This window comes from Mesorhizobium sp. M0296 (genome assembly GCF_040321675.1).
Taxonomy (GTDB): domain Bacteria; phylum Pseudomonadota; class Alphaproteobacteria; order Rhizobiales; family Rhizobiaceae; genus Mesorhizobium.
The window spans coordinates 15,599-35,404 of record NZ_JAMYRZ010000040.1 but is presented as its reverse complement, the minus strand read 5'-3'; the positions used below and the strand labels follow the sequence as shown (position 1 = coordinate 35,404).

At 62.8% G+C, this 19,806-nt stretch carries 20 protein-coding genes; 7 read left to right on the top strand and 13 right to left on the bottom strand.

Annotated features, from left to right (window positions below; translation table 11 throughout):
- Nucleotides 1-16: 16 nt before the first annotated feature.
- From NKI97_RS28635 to NKI97_RS28610, 6 genes are all read right to left on the bottom strand, one after another.
- Nucleotides 17-736: a FadR/GntR family transcriptional regulator gene (locus tag NKI97_RS28635; RefSeq protein WP_352452148.1), complete on the bottom strand. Its 720-nt coding sequence runs from the start codon at nt 734-736 to the stop codon at nt 17-19.
- Nucleotides 737-883: 147 nt separating this feature from the next.
- Nucleotides 884-1,789 carry a DMT family transporter gene (locus NKI97_RS28630; protein ID WP_352452147.1) on the bottom strand — a complete coding sequence of 302 codons (906 nt, stop codon included), beginning with the start codon at nt 1,787-1,789 and terminating at the stop codon, nt 884-886.
- 88 nt (nt 1,790-1,877) lie between these two features.
- Nucleotides 1,878-4,478, bottom strand: a complete 2,601-nt coding sequence (locus tag NKI97_RS28625) for a TRAP transporter permease (RefSeq protein WP_352837837.1) — start codon at nt 4,476-4,478, stop codon at nt 1,878-1,880.
- Between the two features lie 57 nt (nt 4,479-4,535).
- A complete protein-coding gene (locus NKI97_RS28620; RefSeq protein ID WP_352837845.1) occupies nt 4,536-5,489 on the bottom strand; it encodes a TAXI family TRAP transporter solute-binding subunit in 954 nt (317 codons plus the stop codon).
- 93 nt (nt 5,490-5,582) lie between these two features.
- A complete protein-coding gene (locus tag NKI97_RS28615; RefSeq protein WP_352837836.1) occupies nt 5,583-6,914 on the bottom strand; it encodes an aspartate aminotransferase family protein in 1,332 nt (443 codons plus the stop codon).
- Nucleotides 6,911-7,816 (bottom strand): MurR/RpiR family transcriptional regulator, encoded by a 906-nt coding sequence (locus tag NKI97_RS28610; protein WP_352837834.1) that lies wholly within the window; start codon nt 7,814-7,816, stop codon nt 6,911-6,913. The genes NKI97_RS28615 and NKI97_RS28610 overlap by 4 nt, the downstream gene beginning before the upstream one ends.
- A 96-nt stretch (nt 7,817-7,912) precedes the next feature.
- Here NKI97_RS28610 and NKI97_RS28605 point away from each other — a divergent pair, with 96 nt between their 5' ends.
- The gene (locus tag NKI97_RS28605; RefSeq protein WP_352745661.1) at nt 7,913-8,761 is read left to right on the top strand and encodes a beta-keto acid cleavage family enzyme; all 849 of its coding nucleotides are present in this window, start codon (nt 7,913-7,915) and stop codon (nt 8,759-8,761) included.
- A gap of 167 nt (nt 8,762-8,928) precedes the next feature.
- Nucleotides 8,929-9,321 (top strand): GFA family protein, encoded by a 393-nt coding sequence (locus NKI97_RS28600; protein WP_352452141.1) that lies wholly within the window; start codon nt 8,929-8,931, stop codon nt 9,319-9,321.
- A gap of 305 nt (nt 9,322-9,626) precedes the next feature.
- On the opposite strand, the gene NKI97_RS28595 is transcribed toward NKI97_RS28600, so the two are convergent.
- Both NKI97_RS28595 and NKI97_RS28590 read right to left on the bottom strand, forming a co-directional pair.
- Nucleotides 9,627-9,992, bottom strand: coding sequence for a DoxX family protein (locus tag NKI97_RS28595; RefSeq protein WP_352837832.1), 366 nt, complete (start codon nt 9,990-9,992; stop codon nt 9,627-9,629).
- The gene (locus NKI97_RS28590) at nt 9,989-10,354 is read right to left on the bottom strand and encodes a VOC family protein (RefSeq protein WP_352745818.1); all 366 of its coding nucleotides are present in this window, start codon (nt 10,352-10,354) and stop codon (nt 9,989-9,991) included. The genes NKI97_RS28595 and NKI97_RS28590 overlap by 4 nt, the downstream gene beginning before the upstream one ends.
- 284 nt (nt 10,355-10,638) lie before the next feature.
- Between NKI97_RS28590 and NKI97_RS28585 the strand changes: the two genes are divergently transcribed.
- Both NKI97_RS28585 and NKI97_RS28580 read left to right on the top strand, forming a co-directional pair.
- A complete protein-coding gene (locus NKI97_RS28585) occupies nt 10,639-11,406 on the top strand; it encodes an AraC family transcriptional regulator (protein WP_502907130.1) in 768 nt (255 codons plus the stop codon).
- Between the two features lie 108 nt (nt 11,407-11,514).
- A complete protein-coding gene (locus NKI97_RS28580; protein WP_352837829.1) occupies nt 11,515-11,946 on the top strand; it encodes a VOC family protein in 432 nt (143 codons plus the stop codon).
- 125 nt (nt 11,947-12,071) lie between these two features.
- On the opposite strand, the gene NKI97_RS28575 is transcribed toward NKI97_RS28580, so the two are convergent.
- The 5 genes from NKI97_RS28575 to ehuB are packed head-to-tail and all read right to left on the bottom strand — an operon-like array spanning nt 12,072 to nt 15,884.
- On the bottom strand, nt 12,072-12,803 hold the full coding sequence (locus NKI97_RS28575; RefSeq protein ID WP_023674261.1) for a GntR family transcriptional regulator: 732 nt from the start codon (nt 12,801-12,803) through the stop codon (nt 12,072-12,074).
- Nucleotides 12,800-13,579 (bottom strand): ectoine/hydroxyectoine ABC transporter ATP-binding protein EhuA, encoded by a 780-nt coding sequence (ehuA, locus tag NKI97_RS28570; protein ID WP_023717024.1) that lies wholly within the window; start codon nt 13,577-13,579, stop codon nt 12,800-12,802. Before ehuA ends, NKI97_RS28575 begins: the two co-directional genes overlap by 4 nt.
- Nucleotides 13,576-14,235 carry an ectoine/hydroxyectoine ABC transporter permease subunit EhuD gene (gene ehuD / locus NKI97_RS28565; protein WP_023674259.1) on the bottom strand — a complete coding sequence of 220 codons (660 nt, stop codon included), beginning with the start codon at nt 14,233-14,235 and terminating at the stop codon, nt 13,576-13,578. Before ehuD ends, ehuA begins: the two co-directional genes overlap by 4 nt.
- Nucleotides 14,232-14,960: an ectoine/hydroxyectoine ABC transporter permease subunit EhuC gene (gene ehuC, locus NKI97_RS28560; RefSeq protein WP_352470566.1), complete on the bottom strand. Its 729-nt coding sequence runs from the start codon at nt 14,958-14,960 to the stop codon at nt 14,232-14,234. Before ehuC ends, ehuD begins: the two co-directional genes overlap by 4 nt.
- A 54-nt stretch (nt 14,961-15,014) precedes the next feature.
- Nucleotides 15,015-15,884 carry an ectoine/hydroxyectoine ABC transporter substrate-binding protein EhuB gene (gene ehuB, locus NKI97_RS28555; protein ID WP_352449795.1) on the bottom strand — a complete coding sequence of 290 codons (870 nt, stop codon included), beginning with the start codon at nt 15,882-15,884 and terminating at the stop codon, nt 15,015-15,017.
- 237 nt (nt 15,885-16,121) lie between these two features.
- Between ehuB and NKI97_RS28550 the strand changes: the two genes are divergently transcribed.
- The 3 genes from NKI97_RS28550 to NKI97_RS28540 all read left to right on the top strand — a co-directional run bounded on the left by NKI97_RS28550 (nt 16,122) and on the right by NKI97_RS28540 (nt 19,802).
- Entirely contained in the window at nt 16,122-17,312 is a 1,191-nt protein-coding gene (locus tag NKI97_RS28550; protein ID WP_352837827.1) for a M24 family metallopeptidase, read from the top strand.
- Nucleotides 17,313-17,386: 74 nt separating this feature from the next.
- Nucleotides 17,387-18,535 carry a M24 family metallopeptidase gene (locus NKI97_RS28545; RefSeq protein WP_352821406.1) on the top strand — a complete coding sequence of 383 codons (1,149 nt, stop codon included), beginning with the start codon at nt 17,387-17,389 and terminating at the stop codon, nt 18,533-18,535.
- 10 nt (nt 18,536-18,545) lie between these two features.
- Complete coding sequence (locus NKI97_RS28540; protein WP_352743706.1) at nt 18,546-19,802, top strand: sarcosine oxidase subunit beta family protein; 1,257 nt, start codon at nt 18,546-18,548, stop codon at nt 19,800-19,802.
- Nucleotides 19,803-19,806: the final 4 nt, after the last annotated feature.

Sequence of the window (19,806 nt, the reverse complement as noted above, 5' to 3'; positions counted from 1 at the left end):
TCCCCCCGGCCAACTGCTATTCCGCAACCTCCTTGGCTGCGGCTCTCTCATCGAAATTGCGTGAGAATCTGATTTGCGACTGGCGCAGATGCTGCTGCATGGCGGCCTTGGCCCGCTCGGGGTCGCGCGCGGCAATTGCATCGCGCACGGCACGATGTTCCTTTGCCGCGACCTGCCAGGAATCGCTGGTCTCGAAATAGATCGACAGGCGTTCGAAGTACGGGTTCATGCGCTGGTCGAAAAGCTCGCCGATGAAGCGCACCAGCACCGCGTTCTCGAGAATGCCGGCGACAGCGGTGTGGAATTCCCGGTCGAGCGCAATGGTCATCTTGTTGGGGTGGCGCATGGCCTCCATCCGGCGCAGCACGTCGTCGAGCCGTTCGATATCTGCAGGCCGGACATGGAGGGCCGCTTCGGCGGCGATCGCGCCTTCGACGAATTCGCGCGCGCGCAACAGCTCGAACGGGCCTTCCTCGACTTCGGGTTCGGAGGCGGCGGCGCTCGGCGGATCGGTGACGTAGATACCCGAGCCGACGCGGATGCGTATGCGGCCTTCGACCTCCAGCGCTATCAGCGCTTCACGGACTGTCGGGCGGGAAATTCCGAGCTGATCGGCCAGATCCCGCTCGGTTGGCAGGCGGTCGCCGACGGAAAACTCGCCGGCATCGATCAGCTGCCTGAGCTGATCGGCGACCTGTCGGTAAAGCCGGCGTGGTTCAACGGCCTGGATCGGCATGCGCGTTTAGTTCCCTCCCGGGCCAACCCTGGTACATTGGTCTGACCCATTGACCGCAGCTTAGACAGAGCATGCGGAGAGTCAAGCTCGATAGAACCGCGGCCCGCACAACCGGAACGCGGCGGCATTGCGCAAGCATTCCATGCGTCAGCGCCGTCCTCCGCGAATGACCAGGACGTTCCCGGCGGCGACGAGGACGAGCCCGATGATCGCGTACGCAGTCCAGGCATAGCCTTCCAGCGCCGTGGAGATCAAAAGCGCAAAGACGGGAAATATGACGGTCGCATAGCCGGCGCGGGCGCCGCCAATGCGTCCGAGCAGCGTCAGGTAGGCGGCGAAAGCCACGACGGTCGATATGACGGCGAGGAAGACCAGCGAGCCGATATAAGAGGCCGTCGTCGCGAACACGAACGGCTCACCAAGCAGGAAGGCCAGGAACGTCGACCACAGAGTGCCATAAAGCATGCCCCAGGCGCTCGTTGAAACGAGCGGCAGGCCGCGGCGCTGGTTTGCGACGGAGACGAGATTGCCGGCGCAGAAGCTCAGCGTGCCGCAGAGGCACAGAAGAAGGCCCACCAACGTGCCGCCGGAAAGCCCGTTGGCGGCGATTTCGGGAAAGAACATCAGCGCTATTCCGGCGAAGCCGATGAGGCCGCCGGCGAGAATGCGCGGCGCCGGGCGCTCGCCGATGACCAAGGCACCGAGCAGCATGTTGATTACCGAGGCGAGCGAGAAGACGACCGAGAGCAAGCCGCTGACGAGATAGCCGGCGCCATAATAGAAAAACAGGAAGTTCGACGAGAAGATGAGGATGCCGAGCACTGCAAAGCGCAGATGATCGGTGATCGAAAAGCGGAGACGCCGGCCGGAAAAACCTGCCCAGGCAAACATCAGCAGCGTGGCGATGGCGAAGCGCCAAACCAGATTGACCTCGTTCGACACGCCGCTGCCGACCTGAAGCTCGATCGCGAACCACGATGCGCTCCAGGCAATGACCGTCAGCGCGTAAAGCCCGTAGTCGACGGGTTCGAAGGGGCGGTCGCGCGTCGGCATGCGCATTTCCGCGTTAGCCGGCTCCGGGGCGTCGTTTGGTTCTCTTGCTACCGACATGCTGGCCAAGACGCTTCCGCTCACAAGACGTTTACAGACCAACCGTCCGCCTTCGCCGCTTCTGGCCCCAGACGACGAGACCGAGCAACAGCAGAGCCGGAATGGCGAACCAATAGCGCGACGTCCGTTCCGCCGGGACTAGCACCTGGTTGATTTCGTCGCCGGGCTGCAGGCCGAATTTGGCCGCCTGGCTGCCCAGTCGCACGACGCCGACCGTCACGCTATCGCCAAGCGCACTGACGTCCAGGCCCGCAGCCTTCAGGCGTTCGGCCGATGAATTTGCAGGCCCGAGCTGCAGCCGAACCAGCTTCGATATCTCATCGCCGTTGAGGTTCAGTGTCGTCAGGCGCAAGCGAACCGCGCCTCCCTCGGCCGTCTCGTCGACGATACGGCTGAGTTCGGTGGCGGGTACTGCCCGATACGGTTCACTCACCTGATCGAGCAACAATCCTGGCCTGAACAAGATGAAACAGGCCACAAGCAACGCAATCGTCTCGTACCAGCGGTTGCGCACGAGCATCCAATTCTGCGTCGCTGCTACAAACGAGACCATGGCCAGCGTCGATGTCACCACCATCGCGACGAAATCGAACGGACCTTCGAGATCGATCATCAGCAGTCCGGTGTTGAAGATGAAGATGAACGGCAGCAGGCCGGTACGGATCTCGTACTTGAAGCCCTGAATGCCGGTCTTCACCGGATCGGCGCCGGAAATTGCCGCAGCAGCATAAGCCGCCAGGCCCACTGGCGGCGTCACGTCCGCCATCAGCCCGAAATAGAAAACGAACATGTGGACGGCGACCAGCGGCACGGCAAGATCGTTCTGCGCCGCCAAATCGACGATGACCGGCGCCATCAAGGTGGCGACGACGACATAGCTTGCAGTGGTCGGCATGCCCATGCCGAGAATGATGCAGATCACCGCGGTGAACAAAAGCATGACGATGAAGCTGCCGCCCGAGATGAATTCGACCAGCTCGGTCATTACCAGCCCGATGCCCGTGAGCAGAACCGTTCCGACGATGATGCCGGCCGTCGCAGTGGCAATGCCGACCGTCGTCATGTTGCGTGCGGCGGCGGACAGGCCACCGACCAGATCGTCGAAACCGTGAAGCCAATGCTGCGCCAGCGCTCGGTCCTTGCGGAAAAAGGCGGTGAGCGGCCGCTGCGTGACGATCAGCGCCATAAGGGCGACAGCGCCCCAGAATGCCGACAGGCCGGGCGACAACTCCTCCACCATCAGGCACCAGATCAGCAGGATCACAGGCAGCAGAAAATGCAGGCCGGTGCGCGCCGTCTCGCCGAAGTGGGGAATCCTGACGATCTCGCCCTCCAGATCCTCCAGCGGCAGGTCGGGATAACGCGCCCGGTAGGCGACAAGGCCGATGTAAACGGCGATCAGCGCGGCAGTGATCATCCAGGTCGCGGCCGCGCCGAAAACGATCTTCGTCCAGCCAATGCCGTAATAGGCAAGCCCTGCGAAGATGATGAAACCGCATACGCCCATCAGCCCGCGCAGCGCACTCTGAAATGCGGAGTGCGTGCTGCGTGACGGCAGGCCCTTCATCCCCGTCTTCATCGCCTCGATATCGACGATGTAGAACAACGAGCCGTAGGTCAGCAGCGCCGGATAGAAGGCGTGCTTGACCACCTCGGCATAGGAGATGCCGACATATTCCGCGATCAGGAACGCGGCGGCGCCCATCACCGGAGGCATCAGCTGACCATTGACGCCGGCCGCGCATTCGATGGCGCCGGCCTTCACCGCAGAATATCCGACGCGACGCATCAGCGGGATGGTGAAGGTTCCGGTGGTCACGACATTGGCGATCGACGACCCGGAAATCATGCCGGTCAGGCCGGAAGCGACGACACCGGCCTTGGCCGGACCGCCGCGGTATTTGCCGAGCAGCGAGAAGGCAAGCTGGATGAAAAAGCCGCCGGCGCCGGCGCGCTCCAGCAATGTTCCGAACAGAACGAACATGAAGACGACGTTGGTGGACACACCGAGGGCAACACCGAAGACCCCCTCCGACGTCAGCCACATCTGCGAGGCTGCGCGCGATAACGTCGCGCCCTTGTGGCCGAGCAGGCCAGGTAGGTGAGGCCCGGCGAAGATATAGATCAGCATGATCGCCGCGATGACGGTGATGGCAGGCCCGACGGCGCGACGGGCGGCCTCGAGCAGGATGAGGACGCCGGCGATCGAGACGATCAGGTCAGCCGTAGTAGGAAGGCCCGGCCGATGGGCGATATCGCTGTAAAAGACCAACAGATACAGGGCGGACGCCGCCCCGGCGATGCCTAGCACCCAGTCGGGCAGCGGCACCCGGCTGCGCGACGAGGTCTTGAAGGCCGGAAACGTCAGCATCGCCAGAAACAGGGCGAAGGCCAGATGGATGGAGCGGGCGATGCCGTCGCTGACGACACCAAAATTGAGCATGAACGGAAGGGGCGAGGCATACCAGAGCTGGAACAGCGACCATGCCAGCGATACGCCGAGGATCAGCTTCGCGGTGCGGCCGGTCGGCTTGCGCCCACCGGTGTCGGCCTCGGCGACGATCTCGCTAAGCTTGTCAATGTCGATAACGGGTTGGTCAGGCCCTGCCGCCCGCTGGCTTTGATCTGTCATCGTTCCCTACAATTATTTTGCGATGCGAGGCGCCTGTGGCGCCTCGCATTGAAGGCCTCAGAGCCAGCCCTTCTCCTTGTAATAGCGCTCCGCGCCCGGATGCATTGGCGCCGACAGACCGGTCTTGACCATCTCCTTGGGATCGAGATTGGCGAAAGCCGGATGCAGTTTCTTGAAGTCGTCGAAATTTTCGAAGACCGACTTCACCAGTTCGTAGACCACCTCATCGGGCGTGCTGGCATTCGTCACCACTGTCGCGCGGACGCCGAATGTCGTCACGTCGTCCGGATTGTTGGCGTACATGCCGCCCTTGATGGTGGCGACTGAATAGTACGGATGAGCTGCCAACAGCGCGTCCACTGCCGGACCGGTCAGCGGGATGAGTTTGGCGCCACAGGCCGTGGTCGGATCCTGGATCGCGGCGGAAGGATGACCGACGCCGTAGAAGAAACCGTCGATCTTGTTGTCGCACAGCGCGCTGCCCTGCTCGTCCGCCTTCAGCTCCGCGGCAAGCGAGAAATCGCCGAGCGTCCAGCCCATCTGCTTGAGCAACTCCTCCATGGACGAGCGGGTGCCTGACCCGGGATTGCCGATGTTGAAGCGTTTGCCTTTGAAATCCTCGAATTTGGTGACGCCGGCGTCCGGCCGCGCTAGCACGGTAAACGGCTCGGGATGGACGGAGAACACGGCCCGCAGATCCTTGAACGGCTTGCCGTCGAAATTTCCGGTCCCCTCATGGGCCTGGTACTGGACGTCCGATTGGGTCAAGCCGAAATCGAGGTCGCCGGTCTGGATGGAGTTGACGTTGAAGACCGAACCGCCGGTCGACTCCGTCGAGCATCGGATGCCGGTTTTCTGCCGGTCCTTGTTCATCAGTCGGCAAATGGCGCCGCCGACGGCGTAGTAGACGCCGGTGACCCCGCCGGTGCCGACCGTGACGAAGCGCTGCTCGGCTCCGACGGATGGCAGCGCCAGCAGCATGCAGGCCGCCGCGCCGATCAGGGTTTTCATTGAACTGTACATGGTTGCTACCTCTCTGGTGGGTGTCCCGGCCCGTCGCCGATGACGCGTTGGAACTGGTTGAGGCGGTCCGCGTCGTGCGGGTCAGGCCGCTGAAGCGATCGCAGCGTCGATCGCCTCACCGAGCCGTTCGACGATCCGATCGATATCCTGTTTGGAAATGATGAATGGCGGCGCCACAAGCACATGAACGCCCCGCACACCATCAATCGTCCCGGCCATCGGATAAATCATCAGGCCGCGGGCCATTGCTTCGCGCTTGATGCGGGCGTTGAGTTCAAGCCTCTGGTCGAATGGTTCCTTGCTGGCGCGATCAACCACCAGCTCGATTCCCCTAAATAGACCCCGCCCGCGAATGTCGCCGACGTGATGGTGGTTATCGAAGCGTTGGTGCAGGCGTTCGTCCAGCTGCGCGCCCATTGCGCTGACGTTGTCGAGCAGACCGTCACGCCGGATGACCTCCTGCACGGCAAGGCCGGCCGCCGCTGCCATTGGATGGCCCATATAGGTATGCCCATGCTGGAAGAAGCCCGAGCCTTGGGCAAAGGCATCGAAGATATGCCGGCCGAGCAGCACCGCGCCAATCGGCTGGTAGCCACCGCCGAGCCCCTTGGCGATGGTCAGCAGGTCGGGAGCGATGCCGTCCTGCTCGCACGCATGCAGCGTGCCGGTACGGCCCATGCCGCACATCACCTCGTCGAGAATGAGCAGCACGCCGTAGCGGTCGCAAATCGCGCGAATGTGCTTGAAGTAGTCCGCGACCGGCGGCACCGCGCCGAGCGTGGCACCCACCACCGGCTCGGCGACAAAGGCGATGACCTCGTCCGGGCCGAGTTCTAGGATCTTGTCTTCGAGCTGCTGGGCGGCGCGCGCCGCATAGGCTTCGTCGCTTTCGCCATGCCTTTGATAGCGATAGGCGTAACAGGGGTCGATATGGTGGGTCTCGATCAGCAACGGCCTGAACTGGGCGCGCCGCCATTCGTTGCCGCCGGTGGCAAGAGCGCCGAGCGTATTGCCGTGATAGCTCTGCCGGCGTGCGATGAGATGGCGCCGTTGCGGCTCGCCCTTCTCGACAAAATATTGCCTGGCCATCTTGAGCGCGGCCTCGACCGCCTCCGAGCCGCTGCTGACTAGATAGACGTGGTCCAAGCCTTTCGGCGCGTCCTCGACCAGCCGATCCGCCAAGCGCTCCGCCACCTCGGTGGTGAAGAAGCTGGTGTGGGCGTAGGCGATGCGTTCAAGCTGGGCGTGCAGTGCAGCGATCACGTCGGGATGGCCGTGGCCGAGACAGGACACGGCGGCGCCGCCCGACGCGTCGATATAGGACTTGCCCTCGGCATCGAACAGTTCGATGCCTTGGCCGCGAATGGCGACCGGGAGCGTCGAGTGGATGGTTCGATGAAGAATGTGTGTCATCGACGGTCCCTCATGGGCATTTTCTTCGGCGGACGTTGGTTCAGATGGGTCTTGAGAGCGGCGCCCTGCTCATCGAAACGTCGCAGCGACTCAACGGCGCCCTCGCCTGCCTGCCCTGCGACAAGAGCACCGAGGATCTCAGCAACGATGAAAGCTGGCGTCATAGTATGGAAAAAGGACGGGCTGCCCGTCGGCACGACCACTAGGTGATCGGCAAGCAGCGCCAAGGGCGCTACCCCGCTGTCGGTGATCGCAATGACCGGTACGCCGCGGCCGGCAGCGTACTCGACAAGTTCGATGGTGAAGCGCGTGTAGTGCAGGACGCTGGCGGCGATCAGCACGTCGTCCTTGGTCGCATGGGCCAGAGCGTCGCCATCGGTTCCGCCGATGCCGTGCAGCAACACCGACTTCTCGCCGATCAGCGACAGGATGTAATGCAGATGCCAGGCGACTGCGTGGCTCGAGCGCAGGCCGAGGCAATAGACGCGCCTTGCCGCACTCAGCGCCCTGGCCGTCTCGACCAGACGGTCGATCGACCTGCCTTCGGCGAGATGGGAAAGCTGGCTGGAAATCGAATCCAGAATATCGGCCGCCAGCGCGTGGTCGCCCTTGAGCTTTTGGCTGGCCACCTGAAGGCCCGCCTTGCCGGCGAAACCGATTTCGCCGTCCCGGATCGCGGCGGCGTAAATATCGCGTACGGTCTCGTAGCCATCAAGGCCGAGATGCTGGGCCAGCCGCGTCATCGTCGCCGGCTGCACTCCTGCGTGCCGGGCCTGCTCGCGCATAGACAACAGCGCGACATCATACGGCTTATCAAGGACATAGCGCGCAGCGGACCGAAGCTGCGCCGACATGCCGTCGAAGGCAGTGACGATCTGTCCAGCAAGCTCTCCCTGGTCCATGGATATTGCTAGCTCGCCAGACCAGCGATTGCAACGTCTGTTTCAGTGTGATCAAAGGTTGATTCATATGAATCTTGTCACTCACAGAACGTCCCCATGAAGCCGGCCCATGGTCTCGACCGCATCGCCATAGCCGTCGCCCCGAACGGGGGACGTCGCAGCAAGGCCGACCATCCGGCGATTCCGCTGACACCAGCCGAACTTGCGAGGACGGCCGCGGAATGCGCCGATGCCGGTGCGGCTATGATCCACGTCCATGTCCGCGACAGAAGCGGCAATCATCTGCTCAACGCCGACGCCTACCGCCAGACGATCGCCGCCATCCGCGGTGCTGCCGGCGACCGCTTGATAATTCAGATCACCTCCGAAGCGCTCGGTATCTATTCGCCGGCCCAACAGATGGCCGTCGTACAAGATGTGAAGCCGCAAGCTGTCTCGCTGGCGCTTCGCGAAATCGTTCCTGATGCCGGATCGGAACTCGCCTTTGTGCGCTTCATGGCCTGGCTGCACACCGAGAGGGTTGCGCCGCAGATCATCCTCTATTCGCCCGAGGAGGCCGTCAGGCTTTCGGACATGCAGCAGCGCGGACTGATCCCCTGGGCAAGCATACCGGTTCTCTACGTGCTGGGCCGCTACACGCCGGGACAGACATCCGTACCTGCCGATCTCCTGCCGTTCTTAGCGGCGAACATGCCGCGCTTCGACCATTGGAGCGTCTGCGCCTTCGGCCGCAACGAAGCGGCGTGCGTGACCGCCGCCGCGTTGCTTGGCGGCCATGTCCGGGTCGGCTTCGAAAACAATCTTTTCCTTCCGGACGGCAGCATAGCCTCGTCCAACGCCGAACTGGTAGCGACCGTCGCACGCATACTCGCCGACTGCGGCGTCAAGATCGCCTCGGCCGCCGAGTTGGCGGCTCAATGGAACGCGCCGTTTCGTTCCATATGACAAACCAAAGCCTATTTTCGGCGGCAAGCTCGCGCAAGGCATAGAGAGGCGGCTGCAATGTCGTCGCCACGGAAGAACGACGTGTCCCCGCCCGCGGCGCGGCGATTGCAACAACAGTGCCGGTCGTTGTAACCATTCCGGCCGCTTGATTTTGGAGGAGACGCAGCATGGACCGATTCACCGGCGGTTGCCTGTGCGGCAACGTCCGAATTGTCGCGTCAGGGCGCCCATACCGGGTCGGCCTTTGTCACTGTCTTGACTGCCGCAAGCATCATGGCGCCCTTTTTCACGCTTCCGCGATTTTTCCTGAGGATGCGGTGACGATCGACGGCGAAACACGCGACTACGCCGGGCGGTTTTTCTGTCCCCGCTGCGGCTCCTCCGTTTTCGGACGCACCGCAGACGAAATCGAAGTAAACCTGGGGTCCCTGGATGCGCCTGACCAACTGATGCCAACCTACGAAAGCTGGATCATCCGACGCGAGTCCTGGTTGCCGCCGTTTCCGCTCACCAGACGATACGAGCGCGATCGTGACGCCACGGGTCGCTTTGAGGAATAGGTCGCACCAACCGTGCCGAGGAGGCAACGACATCAGAACACGGAGTTTCAGAGGCGCATTCGTGAGCGCCTAAGGCGACCCATGACAGCCAAGGCGCCGTACCTTAGAGGAGGATCGCAGGGGATGGGATTCATCGTCGCGATCCTGACGCAGGCTTTGTACAGAGCGCCGCGTTCAATGCTGGCCGTTTAGGAGGTCACGCTGGAAGATCGGCCTTGCGGAAGCCATCAACGAAATGCCCAGGCAGCGCAGCGTCGTGGAATGGCTCTGTCGTGGTCCAGTGGCCCGCCGCCTCGAAACGATGATCACAGGCTAGTGGTCGCGGCGACAATCAACCCGCCCAAGACGGCGACATTGATGGTGAAGCCGGTACGAAGCGCTTCGCGTTCATCGCCGCTGTAGCGCCAGAAGTTGAGCGCCATGAACGACGCCGCAATGGTGAATACGGCCAAGGTCGCGGCGGGAAAGGGTCCACCAAGGCCCGCTGCTAGGCAAAAGCCGCCTGCGATCTCCAGCACCGATCCGGCCGCGAGAAGAGGCCTGGGAGCAGGAAAGCCCCGCTCGGCCAGGGACGCTGTAACTGCCCGGAACCTGAGGAAATGCTCGGCGCCCGCCCAGATAAAGACGCCGCCGAGCAAAACCAATCCAAGGTGGTGGAAGAACGCGATCATTCCTTGCTGCCGTCCTCGGTGTAAACCGCTAGCTCGTAACCATCCGGATCCGCGAAATGAAAGCGCCGGCCGCCGGGGAACCCATAAATCGGCCTGACGATCGTGCCTCCCGCTTCCTCGACCCGCTTGACCGTTGCCGGCAAATCATCGGCATAGAGAATGACGAGCGGGCCTCCTCCGGACCTCGCTGGCCCAGCGGCGAAGCCACCTGACAAGCGCCCGTCGTTGAACTCGCAATATTGCGGGCCGTAGTCAGTGAAGGTCCAGCCGAAGGCCTTTCCGTAGAAGTCGCGTGACCGCTGAATGTCTTTCACGTTGAATTCGACGTAGTCGATCCGTTGATCGTTGTTGTTGCTCATCATGCATACCTCTCGTGTGATGTACGACGGCGAAAGATAAGCACGCATCTCGCCTGCCGGATTGAACAAAACGGCCATCGACCTATGGCTTCACACGGCGCTGCCGAGGCGATGCATCTGACATGATTGTTCACCTGCCCTCTTCCTTCCTGCCGGAAGAAACAACCGATTCTTGCAACCGTTCTCGATTGGCAGACGTTGTCGGTCGTGCAGATTGTTGTCTCGAGCGACGGCGGGCGCAGCCACTGCGTCGTAGGTTCACCGCCGGTAATCCGAAGAGGAGCGAGATGAGCGATCCCGTCCCAGCGCAGGCAACGGGTTCATTTCAGCAACGTCCAGCGTCGGCGCGGCTTCACGGGAGCTTTGCTTCGGTGTGGGCGCATCGAATGGACCCGGCGGGCGCACCGCCAATCGTCGTCATGCCCGATGCAACGATCGACCTGCAATGGATCGGAGGCAGCTTCCGAATTGCCGGCCCCGACAAGGAGCCGCAGACCGAGGTCATGTCGGCAGACGAGAACGTGATCGGCTTGCGCTTTCATCCTGCCACGGCGGCGGCATGGCTCGGCGTGCCGCAAATCGAACTGGTCGGCCAGAGGCTGTTGCTCGACGATTTATGGGGAGCGCGAGCCCGGCGCCTCGCCAGCCGCGTGCGCGCTGGCGACAATTTCGAAGATCTGGCCTGTTCGCTCGAACAGGTCGTCGCCGAGGAGGCGGCCTCCCGCGCGCCAGACGCTCCCATGCAGGCGGCATATCGATTGATCGAGCGCGGGCCGCCACCCGACGCGCCGCTCGTCCCTTGGTTGATGCGCGCACTCGAGATGAGCGAAAGGACGTTGCGCCGGCGCTTCGACGAGAGCTTCGGCTATGGCCCCAAAACGCTTGACCGTATCCTCCGCTACCAGCGCTTTCTGCGGCTTTGGAGCCAATCGAACAGCGCTACGGCCATCCTGGCAGCCGAGGCGGGCTATTCCGACCAGGCGCTTGTCCGCGAGAGCCGACGCTTGACAGGAAGCACCCCGCGACAGATTCATCACCTGCTGCACAACAAGTGAAACCTCGGCGCGTCCTTCGACTTGGCGGCGCGCGGTTGGCCGTTTTGTTCAAGTCTTCATTGTCGCCCGACTTTATCCTGGTGTCTCCGACAACCAGAGGAGACTGCCATGAAACCGCGCATTTCGGTTTTGACTATCGCTGTCGCCAACCTCGAGAGTTCTCTCGCGTTCTACCGCGACGGTCTCGGCTTGCCGACGGAAGGGATCATCGGCCGCGAATTCGAGCATGGCGCCGTCGCGTTCTTCACGCTGTCCGGCGGGTTGAAGCTCGCGATCTGGGCTCAGGACGACCTCGCCTACGACACCGGCCTGCCCAAAGCGCCGATCAGTTCGACCTCGTTCACAATCGGCCACAACGTTGTGCGCCCCGAAGAAGTCGATCTAGTGATGGACGAGGCCGCCCGCGCCGGAGCCGAGATCATCAAGCCTGCCCGGGACACGTTCTTTGGCGGATATGCCGGATACTTCCGCGACCCGAACGGACACCTATGGGAGGTTGTCTGGAATCCCGCCAACATACCGAATGAGAATCCTCTTTAAGGGCGGCGCCGGCCTGCAGTCTCGCCGGTGCTGGCAAATTCTGTCGGCACCGGGCGGGCGGCCATGCTTTCCCTGGCAACTAGGCAAGTTCGACGGCAGGCCACCGGCACAATCTTAAGCGCTGATTATGTAGCTCTATCCAGATTCGCCTCGCCTGCGTGACGCATCATGCGGCGGAAGCTCATTGAGATATGCGCCCGCCTTATGTGCCCGATGGACTCCCAGTCGCCGATCTCAGCGGCGGCAAGGACCTCTTCCATTTCGCGGCGGAACGCGGTGAATTCCTCGACAAGGCCCAATTGCGGCATCAGCTTCAGGACGACGCGCGCGACCTGAAAATACAGGCGCTCGCTGATCTCGCGCAGTGGCTGGTTGCCGGTCATCGCCGTGAGCTCGTAGAAAAAATCCATGTTGAGGCGCAGGAAAGCGCGCTGGTCGGGATTGAGTATATCGGAATCGCAGCGCGCGATGAGCGCCCGTATCCGGTCGAGGTCGTCCGCCGTGCGCGGGATCGGCGAAAGCTTGCCGACGAGGAGCGCCAGCTCGAGGCGAAGATGATAGACCTGCTGCAATTCCTCGATGTCGACGTCGGTGACGATCGTGCCGACGCCGTGGACGGATTGAACCAGACCCTCGGATTCAAGGCGCGCCAGGACGCGCCGGACCGGCGTGCGGCTGATCTCGAATTCCTGGGCAAGTTCTTCCTCGGACAGGTGGCTTCCCGGCGCATAATCGAGCAGGCAGATGCGGTCGCGCAATATCCGGTAGATGCGCTCGAACCGCTCCCGCGCGGAGAGCGGGCGCGGCGGCGCGGCGGTCACCGTCGTGGGCGGCTTCGCCTCTGTCTCGATCGTCACCCAGCCTCCAGGACAGCGTGCAGGAATTGCCGTGTCCGCTCGTTCTTGGGAGCACCAAACAGTTCGCTTGGCGGTCCCTGCTCGCAGATCTTGCCTTGATAGAAGAAACAAACGCGGTCAGAAAACTCCTTGGCGAAGCCCATCTGATGGGTGACCATCAGCATGGTGAGATCATGCTCGCGCCCGATTTGCCTTATCACCTGCAGCACTTCGCCGACAAGCTCCGGGTCGAGCGCCGACGTCACCTCGTCGAACAGCATGATCTTGGGCCGCATTGCCAGCGCCCTGGCGATGGCGACGCGCTGCTGTTGGCCGCCGGAAAGCTGTGACGGATAGTGGTCCTTCTTCTGGGCCAGGCCGACCAGTTCCAGCAGCTCCGCCGCCCTTGCCTCGGCGTCCGCCCGCTTCATGCCGAGCACTGTTATCGGCGCCTCGATGCAGTTCTGCATCGCCGTCATATGCGGAAACAGGTTGAACGACTGGAACACCATGCCGATCTTGGCGCGGATCTTGCGGATGTGGGCGAGATCGGCGGGAACAAGCTTGCCGTTCCTCTCCATATGGGTCAGCGGCTCGCCTTCGACCCAGATGACGCCGTCATTGATCGTCTCCAGCGTCATCAGCATGCGCAGCACCGTCGTCTTGCCCGAACCCGACGGACCGATGACCGAGACTTTTTCGCCGCGCGCTATTTCGAGATTGAGCCCGTCGAGAACGGTTAACGTGCCGTAGCGTTTCGATACATTGTCGAAGCGGACCATCGGTTGTTCAGTCATCGGGTGGTCCTCCGGTTGAGCAGCCCTTCGAGGGAGCGGATGAGCGCCGCCGAAACCAGGCTCATGGCAAGGAAAAACAGGCCGACCAGCGTGATCGGCTCGGTGTAGCGGAACGTTTCGGAGCCGATGATCTTGGCGGTCTGCATCAGTTCCATCACGGCGATTGCGGAAAGTAACGGCGTTTCCTTGAACAAGGCCACCAGATAATTGCCGAGCGCCGGAACGATCGGCGGGATCGCCTGCGGAATGATGATGTCGCGGAACGTCGTCCAGGACGAGAGATTGAGCGCGATCGAAGCTTCCCACTGGCCGCGATGGATGTTGTCGAAACCGGCGCGATAGACCTCGGAGCAATAGGCGGCGTAGTGGATGCCGATGGCCAGCACCCCGGCGGTGAAAGCGTCGAGCACGACACCGAATTTCGGAAAGACGAAATAGAGAAAGAATATCTGGATGAGCAGCGGGGTCGAGCGGATCAGCTCGACCAGCACCGAAATCGTCCAGCTGGTCCATGGCACGGCGATGCGGACAACGGCCAGCACCAGGCCGAGCGAAGCGGCAAGCGCAAAGCCGATCAGCGTCGCTTCGATGGAAATGACGGCGGCGCGAGCAAGCACCGGCAGGATTTCCAGGGCAAATCCCCAATCCCAGATCATGCCGCCTTCCCCCGCGCCAGTCCGAGCGACGCCCGCCTTTCAAGAAGCCGCATGCCGATGGTCACAACCAGCGACATTGCCAGGTACATCAAAAGAACGAGGGTGAAGATCGGAATGGTCTTGAACGTGTTCTGGTTCATTTGCTGCGCCTTGAAGGCGAGATCCGAAAGCGTGATCAGCGAGACCAGCGCCGTCGATTTCAGAAGCTCGATGAACAGATTACCCCAGGGTGGGATCATCGCGACAAAGGCCTGCGGCAGGATGATCCGGCGCAGCATCTGCGGGCGGCTCATGTTCAATGCCGTACACGCTTCCCACTGGCCGCGGGCAACGGACTGGATCGCGCCGCGCACGCACTCCGATCCGTAAGCGCCGACATTCAGGCCGAGCGCGAGCACCGCCACCACGAACGCGTTGATCGTGACGCCGAATTGCGGGAGCACGAAAAACAGCCAGAACAATTGCACCAGTGCCGACGTTCCGCGGAAGATCTCGACGTAAACCGTGGCCAGCCATCTGAGCGGCGTCGGGCCGTACATCCTTGCAAGTGCTGCAAGCACGCCCATGATAATTGCCAGCAGGCTGCCGAGGACGGCGATCTCGACCGTCAGGACCGCGCCTTGCAGCAGGCCCGGCATGAACACTCTATAGCTTTCCTGTGTTGCCAACGCGCCGATCACGACGAGCGCGATGACCAGCATGGCAATGAGCGTACGGATTCCCATGCGATTCCCCCGGGAAAAAAGGGCGGCGCTTTCGCGCCGCCAGCAGTTGGGAACCTATTTGCCAGCGCAGAGCTCTGCGGTGGTCTTGTTGGGGAGATAGTCCTTGCCGAAGCCGAGTGGCTCGACCAGCGCGATATGCTCCGGCGAACCGAGGAACTTCTTCAGTTCGGCGTTGAACGCCTCCTGCAGGTCGGTGTCTTCCTTGCGGAAGCCGAAGCCGCCATGGCCTTTCACCGACTTGCCGGCAACCTCGCCGAAGGGCTTGGTCGATTCGACACCGTCGGCTTTCTTGGCCATGTCGGCGATCGAAAGAGCGGTCAGCGCGGCAGCGTCGGCGCGGCCCGACTGGACGGCGGCGACTAGGCTGGACTGGTCAGGCAAGGAGACGATCTGCCCATCGGCAACGCCCGCTTCCTTGGCGAAGCCGCCTTCAACGGCGCCGGCCATCACGGCAAGCTTGAGATCCGGATTGTCCTTGATGCTGGAAAAATCCTTGATGCCTTTCGGATTGCCTTTTGCCACCAGCATAGCCTCGCCGATGCCGTAGGACGGCTCGGAGTAGTTGATCTCGGCGCAGCGCTTCGGAGTGATGAACATGCCGGCGGCGATGATGTCGAAGCGGCCGGCCTTGAGACCCGGAATGAGCGAGCCGAATTCGGTCAAAACACCGTCGACCTGCGGTATGCCCATCTTGGCGAGCACCGCCTTGGCGACTTCAGGGGCCTCGCCGGTCAGCTTGCCGTCTGGCGTGGCGTAACCGAACGGCGCCTCGTTGGCGAAACCGACGCGGATGTAGCCGTCCTTCTTGGCCCGTTCGAGGGTGGTTTCCGCGTGAGCGGACAACGACGTCAATGACGTCGCGGCGAGTGCGATGCAGGCAGCCGCCTTCACGACCATACGGCGCGATATCGATGATTTGAGCATGCTTTTCTCCCATTGGACAACTGTGGATGGTTCCCAGGGCGCGGCCTTCTTCGAGGTCGACGCCTGCTTGATCAGACGTATACAACTGCCCTAGACATTTCGCAAGCAGAGATATAGAAACCATGAAAATTCGGCGATAATTCGCAGTTAGCCAGCAAATTGACGTCGAGTTGTGCACAATTTGGCCTAGTTGCCAGTTACAAAAGGCAAACGGCATACCTGGAAGGCAGGATTTCGGTGGCGACCGCGAACGGCTTCGGGACATTCACGCAAGCGGAGTATGGGCAGCGCCTCGCCGGCGTGAAGACACGCATGCAAAAAGCCGGCTTCGATCTCATCGTTTGTCAGGATCCCGCCAACATGTGCTGGCTGACCGGCTATGATGGATGGTCGTTCTACGTTCCGCAGTGCGTGCTCGTCCATCTGGAGGAAGACCGGCCGATCTGGTTCGGCAGGGCACAGGATGCCAAGAGCGCACGCCTGACCACCGGCCTGCCGGAGACAAACATCGTGCCGTTCTCGGAACGGCTGGTGCAGCAGCCCGTCGAACACCCCTATGACGAACTCGCCCGACTGATCCGGTCGCGCGGCTGGGGAAAAGCCCGCATCGGCGTCGAGATGGACGCGCATTATTACACTGCGCGCTGCCACGCCCACCTTGTCGAGGGGCTGCCCGACGCGCACTTCGCCAACAACCACGATCTCGTCAACTGGGCGCGGCTGGTCAAATCCGACGCCGAGCTGGTGCTGATCCGCGAGGCGGGTGCGATCTGCACGCATGCCATGAACCGTGCCATCGAGAAAATGCGGCGCGGTGTGCCTCAGAACCATGTCATTGCGGAAATCTATCACGCGCAGATCATGGGCGTGCCCGGAGCGGGCGGCGACTATGCCGCGATCTGTCCGCTGATGCCCGTTGGCGAGGGCACCAGCACGCCGCATCTGACGTGGTCCGACGCGCCGCTGCCGGACAGCGGCCTCGCCATTCTGGAGATCGCCGGCGTGCGGCGCCGCTATCATGCGGCGCTGACCCGGACGGTACATTTCGGCAAGCCGCCGCAAGCCATCCTCGACATGGCCAAGGCGATCGTCGAGGGCGTCGACGCTGGCCTCGAGAAGGCGCGCCCCGGCAACACCGCCGAACAGGTGGAAGCCGCCTGGCAGGCAGTGTTGAGGAAGAACGGGCTGAAGAAGGAAAGCCGCGTCGGCTATCCGGTCGGGCTCGCCTATCCGCCCGATTGGGGTGAACGCACCGCAAGCCTTCGTCCCGGCGACACCACCGAGATGCAGCCCGGGATGTGCTTCCATTTCATGGCCGGCGTCTGGCTCGACGATTTCGGCATCGCCATCTCGGAATCGTTCGTCGTCACGGATCGCGGCGGCGAACGCCTCTGCGACGTGGCGCGCGAACTCGTCGTCATCGACTGACATGGCGGCCGGGAAACCGGCTGCCGAAAAGACCATGCCCGCCAGCAAGCCGGCAACAAGCACGAGGACGCCCGATGGACCGCAATCCGTTTTCCGAAGCCGAAATTGCCGGCCGCCTTGCCAAGGTCCGTGCTGCACTGGCCGAGCGCGACCTCGACGCGGCGGTCTTCGCCTCGCCGGAGAACGTCTTCTATCTCACCGGGCTCGATCATTGGGGGTATTTTGCCCCTCACCTGCTGATCGTCCCGCTCCAGGGAAAACCTGTCCTGGTCACCCGCTCGATGGAAATGGTGACGATCGAGAAGCAGGTAAAGGCAGCGGAATTCCGTGGTCACTCCGACAGCGAAACGGCGGCCGACCTTGCCGCGCGGGTGCTTGCGGAGCTCGGCCTGTCGGGCAAGCGGATCGGCCTCGAATACTGGACGGCTGGCCTCAGCCATGGGCTTGCCGTTGCGCTCCAGACGCAGGCGGACGCCAAATGGAGCGATGTCTCCGGTCTGGTCGACAAGATGCGGCGGGTGAAGAGCGCCGAGGAACAGGCGCTGATGCGTCGAGCCGCCAAGGTGACGGACGCCGCCGCCGGTGCCGCGATCGCCGCGATCTCCGATGGCGCTTCCGAACAGGAGGTCGCCGCCCAATGTGTTGCGGCAATGATCCGCGCCGGCGGTCATGCGCCGGGCTTCGGACCGTTCATCCGCCCAGCCGCGCGCCTGGGTGAAGAGCACACGACCTGGGGCGACGGGATCTACCGCAAGGGCGAGCCGGTCTTTGTCGAATTGTCCGGCTGCATCTCGCGCTACCACGCCCCGCTCGGCCGGCTCGTTCGCATCGGCCACATCAGCGACGAAGACGCCGCAATGGCGGAATTGACCGCCAAGGCGTTCAACGCGGTCATCGAGGCGTTGCGGCCGGGCGCCAAGGCGCGCGATGTCTACGCCGCCTGGCAGGCTGTCGCCGACGAGGCCGGTCTTTCCCACTATCGCCGCCATCACTGCGGTTATCTTGTCGGCGCCGGCCAGCCGCCGTCATGGACCGGCGGCAATTCGGTGACCGGCTTGAGGCACGATTCCGACCTCGAGATCGAGACCGGGATGAGCTTCCACATCCTGTCATGGCTGATGGGCACCGGTCGCGGCGATGACTTCGTCTCCAACACGGTGCTTTTGACCGATGCGGGCGCTGAAGTGCTCACCCGCACGCCGGCCGGCCCGATCGTTCGATAGGCCCGCACGCATGGCGCGCTACTCGGCACTCTCGATTTTCCGCAACGCGCTGTCCGGCCAGAAGAATTGGCAGCGCGCCTGGCGTGCGGCGGAGCCAAAACCGTCCTATGATGTGATCGTCATCGGCGGCGGTGGACACGGCCTCGCTACCGCCTTCTACCTTGCCGAGAACCACGGCATCCGCAACGTCGCGGTGCTCGAAAAGGGCTATGTCGGCGGCGGCAATGTCGGCCGCAACACTACCGTCATCCGCTCCAACTACCTGCTCGATGGCAACACCCAGTTCTACGAATTCTCGATGAAGCTTTGGGAGGGCATGTCGCGGGCGCTGAATTTCAACGTCATGTTCTCGCAGCGCGGCCAGCTCGTCACGGCGCATTCGGCCGATCAGCTCGACGGCTTCAGCCACCGCGCCAATGTCATGCGGCTGAACGGCATCGATGCCGATATCCTCGACCGGGAAGACGTGCGCCGGCTGGTGCCTTATCTCGACTTTTCCGACACCGCCCGCTTCCCGATCCATGGCGCTATCTTCCAGGGCCGGGCGGGCACGGCGCGCCACGATGCCGTCGCTTGGGGGTATGCGCGCGCTGCCGATGGCCATGGCGTCGACATCATCCAGAACTGCGAAGTGACAGGCTTTGTCCGCGACGGCGACAGTATCGTCGGCGTCGAAACGACGAAAGGCCGCATCGGCGCCGGCAAGGTCGGCCTCGCGGTCGCTGGCCACACGTCCGTGCTCGGCGCCAAGGCCGGCCTTGAACTGCCGATCGAAAGCCATGTGCTGCAAGCTTTCGTCACCGAGCCGCTGAAGCCGTTGGTAGATCACGTCGTCGCTTACGGCGCCGACCATTTCTACGTCAGCCAGTCCGACAAGGGCGGACTGGTCTTCGGCGGCAATCTCGACGGCTACAATTCATACGCCCAGCGCGGCAATCTCGGCGTCGTGCGCGAGGTGGCGGAGGCGGCGATTGCATTGATGCCGTGCATTTCGCGCGTCCGGCTGCTGCGCCACTGGGGCGGCGTCATGGACATGACTCCCGATGCCAGCCCGATCATCTGCCCGACGCCGATCGACGGCCTCTATCTCAACGGCGGCTGGTGCTATGGCGGCTTCAAGGCGACGCCGGCGTCCGGCTGGTGCTTCGCCCACACGATCGCCACCGGCAAGCCGCATCCCTTGATCGCGGCCTACGGGCTCGATCGTTTCCGCACCGGCCACACGCTCGATGAGGCCGGTGTCGGCCCTTCCGCCTGGCTGCAATAGGAGG

Coding starts and splice junctions, on each gene's coding strand:
- NKI97_RS28635 (WP_352452148.1), bottom strand. CDS start 736: ATGCCGATCCAGGCCGTTGAACCACGCCGGCTTTACCGACAGGTCGCC.
- NKI97_RS28630 (WP_352452147.1), bottom strand. CDS start 1,789: ATGCCGACGCGCGACCGCCCCTTCGAACCCGTCGACTACGGGCTTTAC.
- NKI97_RS28625 (WP_352837837.1), bottom strand. CDS start 4,478: ATGACAGATCAAAGCCAGCGGGCGGCAGGGCCTGACCAACCCGTTATC.
- NKI97_RS28620 (WP_352837845.1), bottom strand. CDS start 5,489: ATGAAAACCCTGATCGGCGCGGCGGCCTGCATGCTGCTGGCGCTGCCA.
- NKI97_RS28615 (WP_352837836.1), bottom strand. CDS start 6,914: ATGACACACATTCTTCATCGAACCATCCACTCGACGCTCCCGGTCGCC.
- NKI97_RS28610 (WP_352837834.1), bottom strand. CDS start 7,816: ATGGACCAGGGAGAGCTTGCTGGACAGATCGTCACTGCCTTCGACGGC.
- NKI97_RS28605 (WP_352745661.1), top strand. CDS start 7,913: ATGAAGCCGGCCCATGGTCTCGACCGCATCGCCATAGCCGTCGCCCCG.
- NKI97_RS28600 (WP_352452141.1), top strand. CDS start 8,929: ATGGACCGATTCACCGGCGGTTGCCTGTGCGGCAACGTCCGAATTGTC.
- NKI97_RS28595 (WP_352837832.1), bottom strand. CDS start 9,992: ATGATCGCGTTCTTCCACCACCTTGGATTGGTTTTGCTCGGCGGCGTC.
- NKI97_RS28590 (WP_352745818.1), bottom strand. CDS start 10,354: ATGATGAGCAACAACAACGATCAACGGATCGACTACGTCGAATTCAAC.
- NKI97_RS28585 (WP_502907130.1), top strand. CDS start 10,639: ATGAGCGATCCCGTCCCAGCGCAGGCAACGGGTTCATTTCAGCAACGT.
- NKI97_RS28580 (WP_352837829.1), top strand. CDS start 11,515: ATGAAACCGCGCATTTCGGTTTTGACTATCGCTGTCGCCAACCTCGAG.
- ehuA (WP_023717024.1), bottom strand. CDS start 13,579: ATGACTGAACAACCGATGGTCCGCTTCGACAATGTATCGAAACGCTAC.
- ehuD (WP_023674259.1), bottom strand. CDS start 14,235: ATGATCTGGGATTGGGGATTTGCCCTGGAAATCCTGCCGGTGCTTGCT.
- ehuC (WP_352470566.1), bottom strand. CDS start 14,960: ATGGGAATCCGTACGCTCATTGCCATGCTGGTCATCGCGCTCGTCGTG.
- ehuB (WP_352449795.1), bottom strand. CDS start 15,884: ATGCTCAAATCATCGATATCGCGCCGTATGGTCGTGAAGGCGGCTGCC.
- NKI97_RS28545 (WP_352821406.1), top strand. CDS start 17,387: ATGGACCGCAATCCGTTTTCCGAAGCCGAAATTGCCGGCCGCCTTGCC.
- NKI97_RS28540 (WP_352743706.1), top strand. CDS start 18,546: ATGGCGCGCTACTCGGCACTCTCGATTTTCCGCAACGCGCTGTCCGGC.